This is a genomic window from Acidovorax sp. ACV02 (genome assembly GCF_014851475.1).
In the GTDB taxonomy this organism is placed as follows: Bacteria; Pseudomonadota; Gammaproteobacteria; order Burkholderiales; family Burkholderiaceae_C; genus Acidovorax; species Acidovorax delafieldii.
The window spans coordinates 428,706-444,255 of sequence record NZ_JACUZU010000003.1; the positions used below are offsets into that span (position 1 = coordinate 428,706).

Consider the following 15,550-nt stretch of genomic DNA (forward strand, 5'->3'; position numbering starts at 1 on the left):
GTTTTGCTAGCAATTTCGTAAGAGCAAAGAGACTTCACCATGGCCGACCAAGAAAACCCCGTGTTCCAGATCCAGCGCGTCTACCTCAAGGACCTGTCGCTGGAGCAGCCCAACTCCCCCGCCATCCTGCTCGAACAAGAGCAACCCAGCGTGGACATCCAGCTGGGCGTGGAAGCCACCCCCGTGGCCGAAGGCATCTTTGAAGTGGCTGTGACCGCCACCGTGCAGACCAAGATCAAGGACAAGACTGTGTTCCTGGTCGAAGCCAAGCAAGCCGGCATCTTCGAAATCCGCAACGTGCCCGAAGACCAGATGGGCCCCATCATGGGCATCGCCTGCCCCCAGATCGTGTACCCCTACCTGCGCGGCAATGTGGCCGACGTGATCAACCGCGCTGGCTTCCCGCCCGTGCACCTGGCCGAAATCAACTTCCAGGCCATGTACGAGCAACAGCAAGCCCAGGCCGCCGGCCAGGCATCGCCCATCATCACGCAGTAAGCATTTACAGGCATTTATGCCTGTAGTGCTGGATGAATAAGCGCATACAGCTATGAAAATCATAGTATTGGGCGCTGGAGCCTGGGGGACAGCGGTGGCCATGAGTGCCGCCCAGCACCCCGCAGGCCATGCCGTCACCTTGTGGGCGCGCGATGCCGCCCAGGCGGCCCAGATGCAGACGCAGCGGCAAAACGCGCGTTACCTGCCGGGCATCACCCTCCCCCCCTCCCTCACTCTGGCCCATGGCGACTTTGCTGCGCTATGGACCGGGGCCGACCTCGTCATCGTGGCCACGCCCATGGCGGCTTTGCGCGGCATGCTGCAGGCCTTGCATGGCTGTGCTGCACCTGTGGCCTGGCTGTGCAAGGGCTTTGAGGCTGCAACCGCTGGCAATTCCACGTCTTTTGGGCTGCTGGCGCATGAAGTACAAGCCCTGGTAGCTCCTGAACTGATAGCAGGCGTGTTTAGCGGCCCCAGCTTTGCGCAAGAAGTGGCGCTGGGCCAGCCGACCGCGCTGGTGGCAGCCAGCCCCCATGCGCAGGTGCGCGATGCGCTGGTCAACGCCTTTCACAGCCCCAGCGTGCGCGTGTATGCCAACGAAGACATCGTGGGCGTGGAGGTGGGTGGCGCGGTGAAAAACGTGCTGGCCATTGCCACCGGCCTGTGCGATGGACTGGCGCTGGGATTGAACGCCCGCGCCGCACTCATCACGCGCGGCCTGGCCGAGATGACGCGGCTGGGCTTGGCGCTCGGCGCGCGGCCCGACACCTTCATGGGCCTGTCGGGCCTGGGCGACCTGGTGCTGACCGCCACGGGCGACCTGTCGCGCAACCGGCGCGTGGGCATGCTGCTGGCCGAGGGCAAAACCCTACCGCAGGCCGTCGAGTCGCTGGGCCATGTGGCCGAGGGCGTTTACAGCGCCCGTACCGTGGCGCAGCGGGCGGCCCAGCTGGGGGTTGACATGCCCATCACCCGCGCGGTGGTGGCGCTGCTCGATGGCCAGCTCACCCCGGCAGATGCGGTCGTCACCCTGATGGGGCGCGGGCCGGCCTCGGAGTTGGTGTGACCCCATACTGATCCCCCAAGACAAAAGGCCCCTGCGGAATTCCACAGGGGCCTTTTGTTTGGCGGCGCCAATGTCATGCGAGCCGGGATGCGGGTTCAGAACACCCCAAACAGCATCAGCAGCAGCACAACCGACAGCGGGACGCCAAGTAGCCAAGCAATGAGAGGCATGGGGATCTCCTTGAAAGGTGAGAAGTTCAGGTGGTTTCACTGTATTTCTCACCCCGGCTGGTGCTTGTCCGGCTTTGCACCCCAAACCCGTAGGCCCTCACCTACCCGCACCTCTTGCCGGCTCGGCCCGCGGCGCCCCTGAGCAGCGCTGCGGCCTGGCCTACAGCCCCAACTCCAGCGCCAGCAGCTCGTCCACCGTCTGGCGGCGGCGAATCAGGCGGGCCTGGCCGCCGTCCACCAGTACTTCGGCAATCAACGGGCGCGTGTTGTAGTTGGAGGACATGCTGGCGCCGTACGCGCCCGTGTCGTGAATCACCAGCAAGTCACCCACCTGCGCGGCGGGCAGGTCGCGCGGCAGCACCACGCCGCCATCGCCCTGGGTGAACACGTCGCCCGATTCGCACAGCGGGCCCGCCACCACGCTGGGCTGCTCTGCCGCCTGGGTACCATCGCGGCGCAGCACGCTCATGGCGTGGTAGCTGCCGTACATGGACGGGCGCATGAGCTCGTTGAAGCCGGTATCGACCAGCACAAAGTGGTTGTTGCCCGCGTTCTTGGTGGCGCGCACCTGGCCCAGCAGCACACCCGATTCGGCCACCAGGAAGCGGCCGGGCTCGATCTCCAGGCCGAGCTTGTGGCCCACGATGGCCTCGGCCTGCTGGCGCGCGGCGTCCCACAGGCCGTGGTAATGCTGCGTGTCGACCACGGGGTCGCCGCTGCGGTAGGGGATGGACAGACCACCACCGGCGGAGATGGCGTGCAGGTCATGCCCCGCCGCATGCGCCGTGCGCACCAGGTTGACCATGGCGCCACACACTTCCTGCAGGTGGCTGTAATCCACACCCGAGCCGATGTGCATGTGCAGGCCCACCAGCTTCAGGCCATGCTGCTTGATCGCATCCAGTGCCGCAGGCAGGTCGGTGTGCCAGATGCCGTGCTTGCTGTGCTCGCCACCTGTGTTGGTCTTGTTGCTGTGGCCATGGCCAAAGCCGGGGTTGATGCGCAGCCACACCGCATGGCCCGGCGAACGCGCGCCCAGCTGATGCAGCATGTCGATGGAGCCTGCATTCACGGGCACACCGTGCTCCACCACGCAGTCGAGCGTAGCGGCGTCGAACAGGTCGGCGGTGAAGACGATCTCCGACGGCCCTTCGACGCCTTTACCCGCCACATAGCCAGCCGCCAGCGCACGCAGGATCTCGCCACGCGAGACGGCATCCACCTTCACGCCCTGCTCGCGCATCAGCTTCAGGATATGGATGTTGGAGCAGGCCTTTTGCGCAAAACGGATGGTCTCGAAATTGGACACCTGCGCAATGCGCTGGCGGATGGTGGCCGCGTCATACACCCACAGCGGGGTGCCAAACTGGTCGGCCAGGGCCCAGAGCTGAGCGGGGGAGAAAGGGTTGGACATGGGGAAGCTCCAAAGGCAGAAGGCGAGAACGATGCGCGGATGATGCCGCCTTCCATGTATTCAGTCGAATGCTTTTATTTACGCCATCCATTCAATATGGATATGCTCCATGCATGACCGGACCGACCGACACGCCCCTGGCCCACCGCATCACCCACCGCCACATCGAGGTCTTCCGCGCCGTGATGACCGCAGGCAGCGCCACCGGTGCGGCCGACTTGCTGCACAGCTCGCAACCCACCGTGAGCCGCGAGCTGGCGCGGCTCGAATCGCTGCTGGGCTATGCGCTGTTCGAGCGCGTGCAGGGCCGGCTGCGCCCCAACGCCCGGGCGCTGGCGCTGTGGGACGAGGTACAGCGCTCGTGGCAGGGGCTGGAGCGTGTGGTGGACCGGGCCGTGGCCCTGGGCCGGTCGGGGGCCGTGCAACTGTCGGTGCTTTGCCTGCCCGCGCTGGCCCATGCACTTCTGCCGGGTGCGGCGGCACGGCTGATGCAGGCGCACACCGAGGCACGCTTGTCCGTCACACCGCAGGAATCGCCCCTGCTCGAAGAATGGATGAGTGCCCAACGGTTTGATCTGGGCCTGTGCGAACAGACCACCGCCCCGCCCGGCACGCGGGCGGAGGTGCTGCTGACGCTGGACGAGGTGGCCGTGTTGCCCGCGGGCCACGCACTCGCGCACAAATCGGCACTGGACCTGGCCGACTTTGCGGGCGAGTTTTTTGTGAGCCTTTCGGCCGACGACCCCTACCGCCGCCTGATCGACGCCCGGTTTGCCGAGGCAGGCGTGGAGCGCACGCTGCGCGTGGAGACCCACAGCGCCGCCGCGGTGTGCGCCATGGTCGAGCGAGGCCTGGGCATCGCCATCGTCAACCCCGTCACCGCCCTGGCCGCCGCCAGCGAGCGGCTGGTGCTGCGGCGGCTCGCGTTTTCCATCCCGTTCAGCGTGACGGCGCTGCTGCCGCTGTACCGCCCGCCCCTGCCCGAGGTGGTGCCCATGCTGGAGGCCCTGCGCGCGCAGGCCCAGGCCATTGCAACGCAGCTGCCGCCCGCTATGGACTGATGTAACAGGATCTACAAACTATGATTTTGATAGCATCAAAGGCATATTGCACTAGCGCTATCGGCACAAAGGAGCCACAACCGGGGCTCCTTGCGCGTTCCGGACAGTTTCCTCAGCCGCCCGGCGCCGCGAGGCTACGCACCTTGACCGCCAGTCGCTCTTCCACCGAGGGCGATACGAACTTGGTCACCTCGCCGCCCAGCACCGCGATCTCGCGCACAAAGGTGCTGCTGATGAACTGGTACTTGTCGCTGGGGGTGAGGAACACGGTTTCGACCTGCGGCATCAGGCTGCGGTTCATGCCCGCGAGCTGGAACTCGTAGTCAAAGTCCGTCACGGCGCGCAGGCCGCGCACCATGGCCTTGCCGCCGCGCGACACCACAAAGTCGCGCAGCAGGCCCGAGAAGGGCTCGACCTGCACCTGGGGATACATCTTCACGGCCTCGCGCACCATGTCGATGCGCTCTTCCAGCGAGAACAGGGTCTTCTTGTGGTGGCCCGCCGCCACGGCCACGATCACACGTTCAAACAACTGGGTGGCTCTGCGCACCACATCTTCATGGCCCAGGGTGATGGGGTCGAAGGTTCCGGGGTACACGGCGAGCACGTTCTGGGCCATGGCTGGTTGTCTCCTGTCTGGCGATTGACGTTGGCCCCGGCCCCCGGGGCGCTCCCCGCAGGGCCCGCCGGGCCGCGTGCGCGCATTATGCAGTGCAGTGCAACATGAACCCGGACACCACATCCGCCCAACCGCCGCATCGTCCACCTGAACGATGCCAGGCGCAGGCTCGCGGCCTACCATGCCCAGCCCTTTCTGCCCCAAGGTAGGCCCCGCCTGTGACCTCCTCCCCCAACGCATCCCCCAGCACCCCCATCAACGACGCGCTGTTCGACACCACCGCCTGCCTCAACTGCGGCGCGGCGCTCACTGGCCCGTTCTGCGCACACTGTGGGCAGAAGAAAGCGGCGCGCATGGGCACCCGCATGATGCGCAAGGAGGCCTGGGAGCGGTTCCGGTGGTTTGAGTGGAGCACCATCCGCAATGCGCTGCGGGTGCTGCCGCAGCCGGGCACCATGGCGCGCGAGTATGTGCTGGGCCAGCGCAAGGACCACCCGCACCCGCTCACGCTGCTGTTCCTGTCCATCGGTTTTTTGCTCATCGTGCTGGGTCACACCGACTACCTGCGGCCCGAGCTGCCCAGCGAGGCCGCGCAGCGTATGTATGCGCTGGTGACTGGGTACTCGAAGTGGTCGTTTTCGCTGGGGGCGGTGGCGGCTTTGGCCAGCATGTGGCTGGTGTTCCGCCGGCGCGGCTACAACACGGCCGAGCTGCTGGCGCTGGCGCTGTACTGCCAGGCGGTGTTCATCGCGCTGCAGATGGTGAACCAGCTGCCCCTGGTGCTGGCGCATTCGCCGGAACTGCTCAAGTGGCACAAGCAGTGGTCGCCCTGGTACATGACGGCGCTGCAGACGTTGATGTTCATGCTGGCGCTGCGGCAGTTCTTTCTGCTGGACCTGCGCCGCGACGCGGGCTGGCTGCTGCTGGCCGGGGCGCTGTTTGCCGGGCTCAAGTGGCAGGCCACCCAGCTCTATGCCCGGGGCGTGGTGGAGCTGGTGCTCTGGCAGATGGGCGGCTGAGCCACCCGGTGTCCGCTGAAAAATGTGAACCAGTTCACGATTGTGTGTCGGAGTGCCACCACATCCTTCACCTGAATGATGCCGCCCTGGCGGCAACGCACCTACGATCCGCCGCAGTTCAACCCATACAGCGAAAAGGAGGCCACCTTGGCCGGTCAGGAGTGGGATATGCAGCGCATGGGGCAGCACCCAGGCATCCCGGGTTTTGAGGCCTTGATGGCCGAAAGCCTGGAGGCCCTGGGCGAGCCCGGCATGGTGGAGCGCCTGCTGCGCCGCCTGGGCGAGGCGCTGGGCAGCCACAAGGTGGTGCTGTTCTGCCCCCTGCCCGGCTCGGACGACCCGCTGACCGCCTACCAGTGGGGCATGCCCGACGATTTTCTGGCGCGCTACGCCAACCTCATCCAGGGCTGCGATGCCTGGAGCGAGGCGCTGGAGCGCCAGCAGGGCGCCGCGCTGGCGCGCGGCGGCTCGCTGAGCCAGCAGCTGGTCAGCACCCCGGCGCTGCGGCGGGGTGCGTTTTATGCCGACTACCTGCGGCCCCTGGGCATCGATGCCATGGTCAACAGCATCGTCGAGGCCTCGCCCGAGGTGGGCATGCATGTGCTGGCGATGTACAACGACCTGGGCCAGAGCGAATTCACACCCGAACAATTCGCCCGCCTGCGCGCCGCCACGCCGTGGGTGCGCAGCCTCATGCGCGCCCAGCGGCGGCTGCAGCAGGCCCAGCGCCACACCAGCGCGCTGGAGCGCACGCTGGACCAGCTGCCCCTGGGCGTGATGCATGTGAACCGCCGGGGCGAACTGCGCTACCTGAACGAACACGCCCGCGCCTGGCTGGGCATTGAAGACGCCTGCCGCATCCTGCTGCGCGGCGCCACCGGCTGGCAGGCGCGCCAGCCACTGCAGCTGGCACAGATCCACCCCGCGCTGGTCCCACTGTTGGGCTCCAGCCTGAGCACGCAGACACCGGTCTCCGCCCGCCTGCAGCCCCAGCACGCGGGTGCCCCCGCCACGCTGGTGGCCCTGGCGGCCCCCTTGCGCTGCGGTACAGCCCCTGGCTCCGGCGAGGCGCTGGCCCAGTTCATCCTGGTGCCCGAGACGCCCCCGCACGCAGGCGCCACCGTGTCGGTGTGCAGCGCGCTCTACGGCCTCACCCCTGCCGAAGCGGCCCTGCTGCCCCTGTTGCTGCAGGGCATGACACCGCGCGAAATGGCCGACACCCGCCAAGTGAAGATGCCCACCGTGCGCTCGCAACTCGCCAGCCTGTATGCCAAGACCGGCACCCGGGGCCAAGCCGAACTCGCCCAGCGTGTGCTGCGCGTGGCGGCCTTGGTGGCGGCATGAGACACCCCCCTGAGTCGCCTTCGGCGCCTTCCCCCCGCTCTCGCATGGCTGCGCCATGCGGGCAGGGGGACGCGGCCCTCACTGCGGGGCGGCCCTTGCTCGGCCGCCCTCGCCTGGGGCGCACCCGCATCGACGTCCCTGGGCGACGCACGGCGCAGCAGCCCCCTGAATTCACCGATCCAACCTGAGGAACCTGCACCCATGAAACACCGCAATGTTCGCCCTGTGGCCTTTGCCTGCGCCACCATGCTGGGCCTGGCCGTGGGCGGCCTGGCCATGGCCCAGAAGACGGCTGCCGTGGCCAAACCCAGCAAGGCGCAACTGGTGGCCGACCTGGCCGCCACGCTGCAGGCCTGCTCGTACGACGGCAGCCCGCTGGCGTTTTCACCGCCCGACCTGTCCAAGGGCGGCGGCACCGGCAAGCAGGTGGTGGCCGAGATCATGAAATACACCGGCCTGCCCGCCAACTTTGTGGTGGTGGAAGGCAAGGTGCCCAACGCGGCCGCCGTGATCATGCAGGGGCCCGACCAGGTGCCCCGCCGCGTGATTGCCTACAACCCGGCCTTCATGGGCCAGGTGATCGAGGCCACCAAGTCCAACAACTGGGCGCCCGTGAGCATCATGGCGCACGAGATCGGGCACCACCTCTCGGGCCACACCATCGTGCCCGGCGGCAGCCAGCCGCCCATCGAGCTGGAGTCCGACAAGTTCAGCGGCTTTGTGCTCTACAAGATGGGCGCGCCGCTGGCCGACGCCCAGCGCGCCATCGCCACACTGATCCCCGAGAAGGACGGCGAAACCCACCCCGGCCGCAGAAAGCGCCTGGCTGCCATCGAGTCGGGCTGGAAGGAAGCCTGCGAGCTGCAGGGCGGCGGGCCACAATGCTCCGGCGGGCTGCCGGTGCGCACGGCAGCGGCGGCGCCTGCCGCGCCATCACCAGTGCAGGCGCCCGCTACCCCAGTGGCCAAGGCCCCAGCACCCACTGCTGCGCCCACCCCCACGCCAGCCACCCCTGCGGCCAAGGCGCCGGCCCCGGCCCTGGCAGCTGCCGCCGCCGAAACCCTGCCCAAGGTCGACGTGGCCGCAATCCCGTCCAAGGGCACGCAGTTCATCTACGACGAGTTCGGCATCCTGGACCCGGCCATCCGCGCCCAATTTGAAAAGCAGATGTACGAGCATGCGCAAAAGACGGGCGTGGAGATCGTTACCCTGCTGGTGAAAGACCTGGACGGCAAGAGCGCCGAGGACTACGCGCACGCCATGATGCGCCAGCTGCGCGTGGGCAAGCTCGACGTGGGCAACGGCGCCGTGCTGGTAGTGGCGCCCGAGCAGAACCAGGCCGCCGCCGTGCTGGGCGCGGGCGTGGCGCTGGAGATGGGCAGCCATGACAAGACCGAGCAGCTCAAGCGCTGGATGAACACCGCATGGGCGCTGTGCAAGAAAAAGAACGCCTGCGGCAACTGGACCGAGAACCTGATGCTCGCGGCCGACCACATCCGCCGCGACACCAGCCGCGCCGACTGGACCATCGCCTACCAGTCGCTGGGCGACATCCAGAAGGCAGACGCTGCCGAGAACGGCAAGGTCACCAACCCCAACGACAGCAAGGTGTGGCGCAAGATCGTGCGCCTGTCAGGCACCGTGGAAAGCCTGAACCCTCCCTCTGGCAACAAGGCCGCCTGGGTCAACGACGCAAAGGTCCAAAGCGGCAAGCAGCCCGTGCTGCTGCGCAGCGCTGAAGGCCTGACCACCATGCTCTATGTGGACCCGCGCACCGCTGCGCTGCAGCCGGGCGGCAAGCTGGAACAGGGCAAAACCTACACGGTCATCGCGCGTGCGGCCGCCCTGTCTTGGAACCCCAGAGACACGCAGTCGCTGGACGTGCTGAGCTACGCCGTCACGGAGTAAGGCGCAGGCCCACCGCATGTCATCCACCGCCGTCACCCTGCTCATTGCAGGCGCCGCCAACCTGCTGCCCGCGCTGTTCTTCATGTTCACGGCGCTGCTGGGCAGCAACGGCATGAACTCCACCCAAGGCGGAAAGCTGCTGGGCACCCTGGCCGTGCTGCTGGTGCTGGGCTGGCTCGCCGCGCTGTGGCTGGCCCGCCACCTCGCGCGCCGGAGCCATGCGCGCGGCTGGTCCACCGTGGCCAGCGTGGCGGCCGCCGGCGGCGGTGCGGTGGTCGCCTTCACCGTGCTGGCGCTGCTGTCCACCCTGGCGGCGCTGCTGTGGGTGGGGGCATGAGCGGGCTGCGCCGCATCTAAAAGGCTTAAGAAATCACGCCAGCAAGAAAGACACAGAGGGACACACCACCATGCACCAACGCCTCCACCCACCCCTGCACCGCACCGCCCTCGCACTTCTGACCGCATTCATGCTGCTGGCCTCCGGCACGCAGGGCGCTCATGCCGCCGAACATTTCTGCGGCCAGCGCACCGCCCACCCCATCGACAAGGCCCTGGGCGCCGCCTCCGAGCGCAGCGGCGGCGTGACGGTAGACCTGATCGACGCCCAGAACGCCGCCTACGCCGCGTGGGACAAGGAGCTGAACCGCATCTACGCCCAGGTGCTGAAGGCCGCAGGCCCCGGCCGGCGCGACACCCTGCGCACTGCCCAGCGCGCCTGGCTGGCGTTTGACACCGCCCAAGGCCAGTGGGACAGCGCCGTGTTTGCCGATCAGGGCAGCTCGGCCGCGCTGAACATTGGCGGCGCGGCACTGGAGCGCCGACGCGCCCGCGTGTGCGCGCTCACCAACGACCTGGACAGCCTGAAAAATTCACCATGATGCGCCGCACCTGGCTGCAGCGCCTGCCCCTGTGGGCAGCCGCCTTGGCGCCACTGCTGCGCCCCACCGGGGCCCGCGCGCAGGGCAGCACCCAGGTGTGGCTACGCGTGCGCAACCAGAGCCAGGAGGCCTTCACCCATGTCTGGCAAGGCCTGCCGCAGCAGGGCACGGATGTGGACCTGGGCCCGCTGCTGCCGGGCGACACCAGCCGTTGGCACGCGCTGCCCGCCACGCTGGCGCATTACCGCAAGACCCGCATCCAGATCGGCCAGCGCCAGCGCACCCATGTCACTGACCAGTCTTTCCCTGGTGGCCAGGTCACGCTGGCACCGGGCCACTACACCTTCAGCTATACGCTCGAAGGCGACGCGCTGCAGCTGGTGGTGATACCGGAGGCTGGCCCCGTCCACAGCAGCCAGTCGCTTCAAAAACAATAGCAACCAGCGCAACCATCACTAGCACTTCGGGCGATTTTCCCCAAAAATCAGCGCCCCAGCAGCCAGCGAAAACGCGGGGAACACCCGCCCTGAGTCTGCAGCGCCCAGGCGCTCAGCCGCGCTGCAGCAGGTGTGCATGCACCGCACCGGCCTTGAGGTGCCGGTACAGTACGAGGCCGTGCGCCGCCAGTTCCTCGTCCGTCCAGGCGCGGGGCGCTTCGAGGTAAATAAAGCCCTGGGTGGCCACGGCCTTGGCAGCGGCCTGCAAAGCAGGTGCAAACAGCTCGCCGTCAAAGGGCGGATCGAGCAGCACCAGGTCCACACTGGCAGGTGCGGCCTGCTTGAGGGCGGCCACGCCGTCGCCGCGCTGCACGCGCACAGCGCTGGCCTGCAGCTTCGCTTGCAGCACCTGCAGCTGGGCCACCAGCGCAGCGTCACTCTCCACCAGTTGTACCGACGCGGCGCCGCGCGAAGCGGCTTCGAGCCCCAGCGCACCGGTGCCCGCAAAAGCGTCCAGGCAGCGCCAGCCAGAGAGGTCCTGGCCCAGCCAGTTGAAGAGCGTTTCGCGCACCCGGTCGGGCGTGGGACGCAGGCCGGGGCGCTGGGCCACGGGCAGGCGGGTGCGCTTCCATTGCCCGCCGATGATGCGGATTTCGCCCGCGCCCTTGGGGGCGGCCGCCGCCGCAGCTTTGTCCTTGGCGTTTTTCTTGGCGGCCTTGGGGTCCACGGGGGCCGCAGCAGCTGCGGCCTGGGCCTTGCGGATTTCGGCGGTGATGGCGCTGCCGCGCAGGGTGGAGCGGCTCATGGCTGCTTGCCTCCCACCACCACGGTCACCATGCGGCCGGGTTGCAGCTTTTGGGCCATGGCAGTGCGCACATCGGCCACCGTGAGGGCCTCGACCTTTTTGGCCCACTGGTCCAGATAGTCCAGCGGCAGGTCGTTCCAGGCGATGTTGGCCACGTTGCCCAGCAGCTTCTTGTTGCTGTCGATGCGCAATGCAAAGCCGCCGATGAGGTTGTCCTTGGCAGCGCGCAGTTCGGCCTCGGTGGGGCCTTCGGCCACAAAGCGGGCGATCACGTCGCGCGAGACCTGCACGGCCTGGGCGGCCTGGTCCGGGCGCGTCTGCAGGCCCACGGTGAAGGCCCCGGCGTGAAGGCCGGGCGCAAAGTAGCTGTAGACGCTGTAGCTCAAGCCGCGCTTTTCGCGCACCTCGTGGGTCAGGCGCGAGACAAAACCGCCGCCGCCCAGGATGTGGTTACCTACCAGCAGCGCGAGGAAGTCCGGGTCGCGGCGCTGGAAGCCCGGCTGGCCGATCAGCACATGGGCCTGGGCCGACGCAAATGGGATGGCCTTCTCGGCAGGCGCCGTCAGCGCCGCCACTTCGCCCACAGGCGGCAGCGGTGCGCAGCCAGCAGTGGCAGGCAGGCGCGACAGCAGCGTGGCCACCAGCGTCTGCGCCTGGGCGCGCGATACCGCGCCCACGATGCTGACCTTGGCGCGGCAGGCGGCCACGTACTGTGCATGGAAAGCCTGCATGTCGGCCACGCTGATGCGGGCCAGCGTCTCTTCGGTGGTGCGCACGCCGTAGGGGTGGCTGCCATACACCGCAGCGGCAAACGCGTGGTTGGCCACGGTGGCGGGGCGCGTGTTGGCTTCCTTCAGGCTGGCGCTCCAGCGGGCGCGATCGCGTTGCCAGACGTCTTCGGTCGTCACGGGCTCGGCAATCTGGCGGGCTGCCAGCCGTGCAGCGCGCTCCAGCAGCGGCGGGTCGGTCAGCGAGCGCAGCACGTAGTGCAGCGTGTCGTTGTCGGCATTGGCTTCAAAGCTGGCGCCCAGATCGGCCCAGGCCTCACCCAGGCCGTTTTCGTCCAGCGCGGGCTCGGCGCTGGCGTCGCGCCCGGCCTTCACGCCCTTGCTGGCCATGGCGGCGACGGCGTTGGCCAGGCCGGACTGGCCTGCCGGGTCGCGCCGCGTGCCGGCGTCAAAGTCGATCTGCACATCCACCATGGGGATGACCGGGCTTTCGACCAGGTAGACCTTGGCCCCATTGGGCTCCGTCCAGTGCTGGATGGGCAGCAGCGCCCAGGCCGAATTGGAAGAAAAAAGGGCGATAGCGCTAGTGCATAAAGCACGGACAGCTATGTTTTTGATAGTAATCATGGGCAGTTTCCGCAGGGCGGTTTCAGCGGATGACAGCGCCGGCAGGCAACTGGGGGCGGGCGCGGGGGGCGTCCAGGGGCTGGGGCAGCAGCGTGGCCACGGTGAGCTGGTCGTCGCCAAAATACTTGGCAGCCACGGCCTGCACCTGCGCCGGGGTCACGGTGCGCAGCAGGGCCAGCAGGCGCTCGTTGGCGTCCAGCGGAAAGCCCTGCACCCAGTTGCCCCCCAGTTCCTGCGCCTGGCTCATCACCGAGTCGCGCTCGTACACCGTAGAGGCGATCCATTGCGTCTTGACGCGGTTCAGCTCGGCCTCGCTCACGCCATCCTTCGCCACCCTCGTCACCTCGGCGCGCAGCGCGTCTTCGACCTGCTGGGCGGTCTTGCCCGCAGCGGGCACGCCGCTGAGCATGAACAGGCTGGGGCCGCGCCCGGTGACCATGGCGGAGCTGCTGGCGCTGTCGGCCACGCGGTTGGGCCCCTGGGTCAGTGCGCGATCCAGCCGGGCACCGTCATAGCCATTGAACACGGCCGACAGCACCATCAGCGCGAGGGCGTCGCGGTCTTCGTCGGTGAGGTTGTCCACGCGGTCCAGGCTGGGCGCGCGGAAGGCCAGGGCCACATAGGCCTGCTCTGCCGGGGCCTTGACGGCGATGCGCCGCAGGCCCTTTTGCTCGGGCTCGGTGCGCGGTTTGCGCGCGGGCAGCGCGTGCACGGGCAGGCTGCCGTAATACTTTTCGGCCAGCGCACGCACCTGGGCCACATCCACATCGCCCGCCACTACCACGGCGGCATTGGTGGGGGTGTACCACTGGCGGTGGAAGGCGCGCACGTCATTGGGCGTCATCGCGTCCAGGTCGCTCATCCAGCCCACGATGGGGCGGCGGTAGGGCGACGCATTGAAGGTGGCGGCAAACAATTGTTCGGCCAGCACGGCCCGGGGCTGGTCTTCGGTGCGCAGCCGTCGCTCTTCCTTGACGACCTCGATCTCTTTCTTGAACTCCTCGTCGGGCCAGTGGTTGTTGGCAAACCGGTCCGATTCGAGCTTCATCACGTCCTCCAGCCGGTTGGACGGGATCTGCTGGTAGTAGCCCGTGTAGTCGCGGCTGGTGAACGCGTTCTCCCGGCCTCCCAGCGCCGCCACGCGGCGCGAGAACTCGCCCGGCGGCAGGGTCTTGGTGCCCTTGAACATCATGTGCTCCAGCGCATGGGCCACGCCCGAGGTGCCGTCCACCTCATCCATCGAGCCCACACGCACCCAGACCATGTGCACCGCCGTCGGTGCGCGGCGGTCGGGCTGCACGATGAGCTGCATGCCGTTTTTGAGCGTGAACTGCTGCGCGCCAGAGGCCGTGGCGGACGGCGTGGTGGAGGGTTGAGACACCGGGGTGGTTGCCGCAAAGGCAGCCCCGGACGAGAGGCAGGCCAGCAGGCCCAGTAGGGTGAAAGCGCGTTTCATAGAATGGGGTGATTCTAAGAACCCGCCAATGTTCAGTTTTTTCAAGAAAAAGCCCGCTCCTTCGCCCGCCCCCACCGATGTGCCCGCCCCGGCCCAGCCGGTAGGCGCCCCGGCGCCCACCGTGGTTGCGCCCGTAGCGCCCCCCCTGCCCGCCACGCCGCCCGTGGCTACCCTCAACCCGCCAGCGCCCGCTACACCGGCTCCCGTGGCGGCGCCCGCCCCGGCAGGCTTTGGCTGGCTGCGCAACCCGTTTGGCAACAAAGCCCCCGAGCCCGCTGCGCCGCCCCCCGTAGCACCAGCTCCCGTCACTGTGACCCCGCCAGCGCCCGTGGCGATGCCACCGGTGGCACCGGCCGTCGCACCGACGCCCCCTGCAGCACCGGCAGCCACAGCGCCCACCGCTGCTCCAGTGGTTGCAAGCCCCGCATTGCCCCCCGTGGCGCCCCCGATTTCCGTTTCTGCACCTGCGCCGGTTGCACCACCCACGCCCGCCACACCACCGCCTGCGCCAGTGGCAGCACCCGCAACCTCGGCTGCGCCCACTGCCCCGGCGCCTGAGCGCAAAGGCTGGCTGGACCGCCTCAAGGCGGGCCTGCGCAAGACCGGCAGCAGCATTGCCACCGTCTTCACCGGCACGCAGATTGACGACGCGCTGTATGAGGAGCTGGAAGAGGCCTTGCTGATGGCCGACACCGGCGTGAAAGCCACCACGCACCTGCTGACGGACCTCAAGCGCCGCGTGAAGGACAGCAAGACCACCGACCCTGCGGCAGTCAAGGGCCTGCTGGCCGACGCGCTGGCCGACCTGCTGCGCCCGCTCGAAAAAGCCCTGGTGATTGGCGAGCACACCCCCACCGTGATCATGGTGGCCGGCGTGAACGGCGCGGGCAAGACCACCTCCATCGGCAAGCTCACCAAGCACCTGGCGGATGAAGGCGCCGCCGTGCTGCTGGCCGCCGCCGACACCTTCCGCGCCGCTGCCCGCGAGCAACTGGGCGTGTGGGCCGATCGCAACACGGTCGAGATCGTGAGCCAGGAAGGTGGCGACCCCGCCGCCGTGAGCTTTGATGCCGTGACCGCCGGCAAGGCGCGCGGCAAGGACGTGGTGCTGGTGGACACCGCCGGCCGCCTGCCCACGCAGCTGCACCTGATGGAGGAGCTGAAAAAGATCCGCCGCGTGGTCACCAAGGCCGACGCCACGGCCCCGCACGAGGTGCTGCTGGTGATCGACGGCAACACCGGCCAGAACGCGCTGGCCCAGGTGCGCGCGTTTGACGATGCGCTGCAGCTCACCGGCCTGATCGTCACCAAACTGGACGGCACGGCCAAGGGCGGCGTGCTGGCCGCCATCGCGCAGGAACGCCCCATCCCGGTGTATTTCATCGGTGTGGGCGAAAAGCTCGAAGACCTGGAAACCTTCAACGCCCGCGAATTTGCCCAGGCTTTGCTAAGTTGATCGAGTAGGCTCCCCCCATCCGGCGCCAAAGATGACAAGCGGTGATGCTGGTAACTTCTCAAAG

15 protein-coding genes are annotated in these 15,550 nt (G+C 67.9%); 10 read left to right on the top strand and 5 right to left on the bottom strand.

Features of this window, described 5'->3' with window-relative positions:
• The first annotated feature begins 39 nt into the window (after window positions 1-39).
• Together secB and IB236_RS09310 are read left to right on the top strand one after the other, a co-directional pair.
• The gene (gene secB / locus IB236_RS09305) at window positions 40-498 is read left to right on the top strand and encodes a protein-export chaperone SecB (RefSeq protein WP_056746795.1); all 459 of its coding nucleotides are present in this window, start codon (window positions 40-42) and stop codon (window positions 496-498) included.
• A gap of 52 nt (window positions 499-550) precedes the next feature.
• On the top strand, window positions 551-1,564 hold the full coding sequence (locus tag IB236_RS09310) for an NAD(P)H-dependent glycerol-3-phosphate dehydrogenase (RefSeq protein ID WP_192420263.1): 1,014 nt from the start codon (window positions 551-553) through the stop codon (window positions 1,562-1,564).
• 330 nt (window positions 1,565-1,894) lie between these two features.
• On the opposite strand, the gene lysA is transcribed toward IB236_RS09310, so the two are convergent.
• Window positions 1,895-3,148, bottom strand: coding sequence for a diaminopimelate decarboxylase (gene lysA, locus IB236_RS09315; RefSeq protein ID WP_192420265.1), 1,254 nt, complete (start codon window positions 3,146-3,148; stop codon window positions 1,895-1,897).
• A 113-nt stretch (window positions 3,149-3,261) separates the two neighbouring features.
• Here lysA and IB236_RS09320 point away from each other — a divergent pair, with 113 nt between their 5' ends.
• A complete protein-coding gene (locus tag IB236_RS09320) occupies window positions 3,262-4,209 on the top strand; it encodes a LysR family transcriptional regulator (protein WP_192420266.1) in 948 nt (315 codons plus the stop codon).
• A 112-nt stretch (window positions 4,210-4,321) separates the two neighbouring features.
• On the opposite strand, the gene coaD is transcribed toward IB236_RS09320, so the two are convergent.
• Complete coding sequence (gene coaD / locus IB236_RS09325; protein ID WP_015015486.1) at window positions 4,322-4,828, bottom strand: pantetheine-phosphate adenylyltransferase; 507 nt, start codon at window positions 4,826-4,828, stop codon at window positions 4,322-4,324.
• A gap of 218 nt (window positions 4,829-5,046) precedes the next feature.
• Between coaD and IB236_RS09330 the strand changes: the two genes are divergently transcribed.
• The 6 genes from IB236_RS09330 to IB236_RS09355 all read left to right on the top strand — a co-directional run bounded on the left by IB236_RS09330 (window position 5,047) and on the right by IB236_RS09355 (window position 10,414).
• Complete coding sequence (locus IB236_RS09330) at window positions 5,047-5,847, top strand: DUF3667 domain-containing protein (protein ID WP_116747820.1); 801 nt, start codon at window positions 5,047-5,049, stop codon at window positions 5,845-5,847.
• 75 nt (window positions 5,848-5,922) lie between these two features.
• The gene (locus tag IB236_RS09335; RefSeq protein WP_192420269.1) at window positions 5,923-7,191 is read left to right on the top strand and encodes a helix-turn-helix transcriptional regulator; all 1,269 of its coding nucleotides are present in this window, start codon (window positions 5,923-5,925) and stop codon (window positions 7,189-7,191) included.
• Window positions 7,192-7,392: 201 nt separating this feature from the next.
• Window positions 7,393-9,099, top strand: a complete 1,707-nt coding sequence (locus IB236_RS09340) for a YgcG family protein (RefSeq protein WP_192420271.1) — start codon at window positions 7,393-7,395, stop codon at window positions 9,097-9,099.
• A 16-nt stretch (window positions 9,100-9,115) separates the two neighbouring features.
• Entirely contained in the window at window positions 9,116-9,436 is a 321-nt protein-coding gene (locus IB236_RS09345) for a hypothetical protein (RefSeq protein WP_192420273.1), read from the top strand.
• 70 nt (window positions 9,437-9,506) lie between these two features.
• On the top strand, window positions 9,507-9,977 hold the full coding sequence (locus IB236_RS09350) for a lysozyme inhibitor LprI family protein (protein ID WP_192420274.1): 471 nt from the start codon (window positions 9,507-9,509) through the stop codon (window positions 9,975-9,977).
• The gene (locus IB236_RS09355; RefSeq protein WP_192420276.1) at window positions 9,974-10,414 is read left to right on the top strand and encodes a hypothetical protein; all 441 of its coding nucleotides are present in this window, start codon (window positions 9,974-9,976) and stop codon (window positions 10,412-10,414) included. Before IB236_RS09350 ends, IB236_RS09355 begins: the two co-directional genes overlap by 4 nt.
• Window positions 10,415-10,526: 112 nt before the next feature.
• Here IB236_RS09355 and rsmD read toward each other — a convergent pair whose 3' ends face one another.
• The 3 genes from rsmD to IB236_RS09370 are packed head-to-tail and all read right to left on the bottom strand — an operon-like array spanning window position 10,527 to window position 14,030.
• Window positions 10,527-11,219: a 16S rRNA (guanine(966)-N(2))-methyltransferase RsmD gene (gene rsmD, locus IB236_RS09360; RefSeq protein ID WP_192420278.1), complete on the bottom strand. Its 693-nt coding sequence runs from the start codon at window positions 11,217-11,219 to the stop codon at window positions 10,527-10,529.
• The gene (locus IB236_RS09365; protein ID WP_192420280.1) at window positions 11,216-12,574 is read right to left on the bottom strand and encodes a pitrilysin family protein; all 1,359 of its coding nucleotides are present in this window, start codon (window positions 12,572-12,574) and stop codon (window positions 11,216-11,218) included. The genes rsmD and IB236_RS09365 overlap by 4 nt, the downstream gene beginning before the upstream one ends.
• Before the next feature lie 22 nt (window positions 12,575-12,596).
• Window positions 12,597-14,030 carry a pitrilysin family protein gene (locus IB236_RS09370; RefSeq protein WP_192420281.1) on the bottom strand — a complete coding sequence of 478 codons (1,434 nt, stop codon included), beginning with the start codon at window positions 14,028-14,030 and terminating at the stop codon, window positions 12,597-12,599.
• Between the two features lie 28 nt (window positions 14,031-14,058).
• Between IB236_RS09370 and ftsY the strand changes: the two genes are divergently transcribed.
• Window positions 14,059-15,486 (top strand): signal recognition particle-docking protein FtsY, encoded by a 1,428-nt coding sequence (gene ftsY / locus IB236_RS09375; RefSeq protein WP_192420284.1) that lies wholly within the window; start codon window positions 14,059-14,061, stop codon window positions 15,484-15,486.
• Window positions 15,487-15,550 lie beyond the last annotated feature (64 nt).

Bases quoted from the DNA above. Each gene is read 5' to 3' on its own strand.
- secB (WP_056746795.1), top strand. From the start codon at position 40: ATGGCCGACCAAGAAAACCCCGTGTTCCAGATCCAGCGCGTCTACCTC.
- IB236_RS09350 (WP_192420274.1), top strand. From the start codon at position 9,507: ATGCACCAACGCCTCCACCCACCCCTGCACCGCACCGCCCTCGCACTT.
- rsmD (WP_192420278.1), bottom strand. From the start codon at position 11,219: ATGAGCCGCTCCACCCTGCGCGGCAGCGCCATCACCGCCGAAATCCGC.
- IB236_RS09310 (WP_192420263.1), top strand. From the start codon at position 551: ATGAAAATCATAGTATTGGGCGCTGGAGCCTGGGGGACAGCGGTGGCC.
- IB236_RS09320 (WP_192420266.1), top strand. From the start codon at position 3,262: ATGACCGGACCGACCGACACGCCCCTGGCCCACCGCATCACCCACCGC.
- IB236_RS09340 (WP_192420271.1), top strand. From the start codon at position 7,393: ATGAAACACCGCAATGTTCGCCCTGTGGCCTTTGCCTGCGCCACCATG.
- IB236_RS09370 (WP_192420281.1), bottom strand. From the start codon at position 14,030: ATGAAACGCGCTTTCACCCTACTGGGCCTGCTGGCCTGCCTCTCGTCC.
- IB236_RS09365 (WP_192420280.1), bottom strand. From the start codon at position 12,574: ATGATTACTATCAAAAACATAGCTGTCCGTGCTTTATGCACTAGCGCT.
- IB236_RS09335 (WP_192420269.1), top strand. From the start codon at position 5,923: ATGATGCCGCCCTGGCGGCAACGCACCTACGATCCGCCGCAGTTCAAC.
- ftsY (WP_192420284.1), top strand. From the start codon at position 14,059: ATGTTCAGTTTTTTCAAGAAAAAGCCCGCTCCTTCGCCCGCCCCCACC.
- IB236_RS09355 (WP_192420276.1), top strand. From the start codon at position 9,974: ATGATGCGCCGCACCTGGCTGCAGCGCCTGCCCCTGTGGGCAGCCGCC.
- coaD (WP_015015486.1), bottom strand. From the start codon at position 4,828: ATGGCCCAGAACGTGCTCGCCGTGTACCCCGGAACCTTCGACCCCATC.
- IB236_RS09345 (WP_192420273.1), top strand. From the start codon at position 9,116: ATGTCATCCACCGCCGTCACCCTGCTCATTGCAGGCGCCGCCAACCTG.
- lysA (WP_192420265.1), bottom strand. From the start codon at position 3,148: ATGTCCAACCCTTTCTCCCCCGCTCAGCTCTGGGCCCTGGCCGACCAG.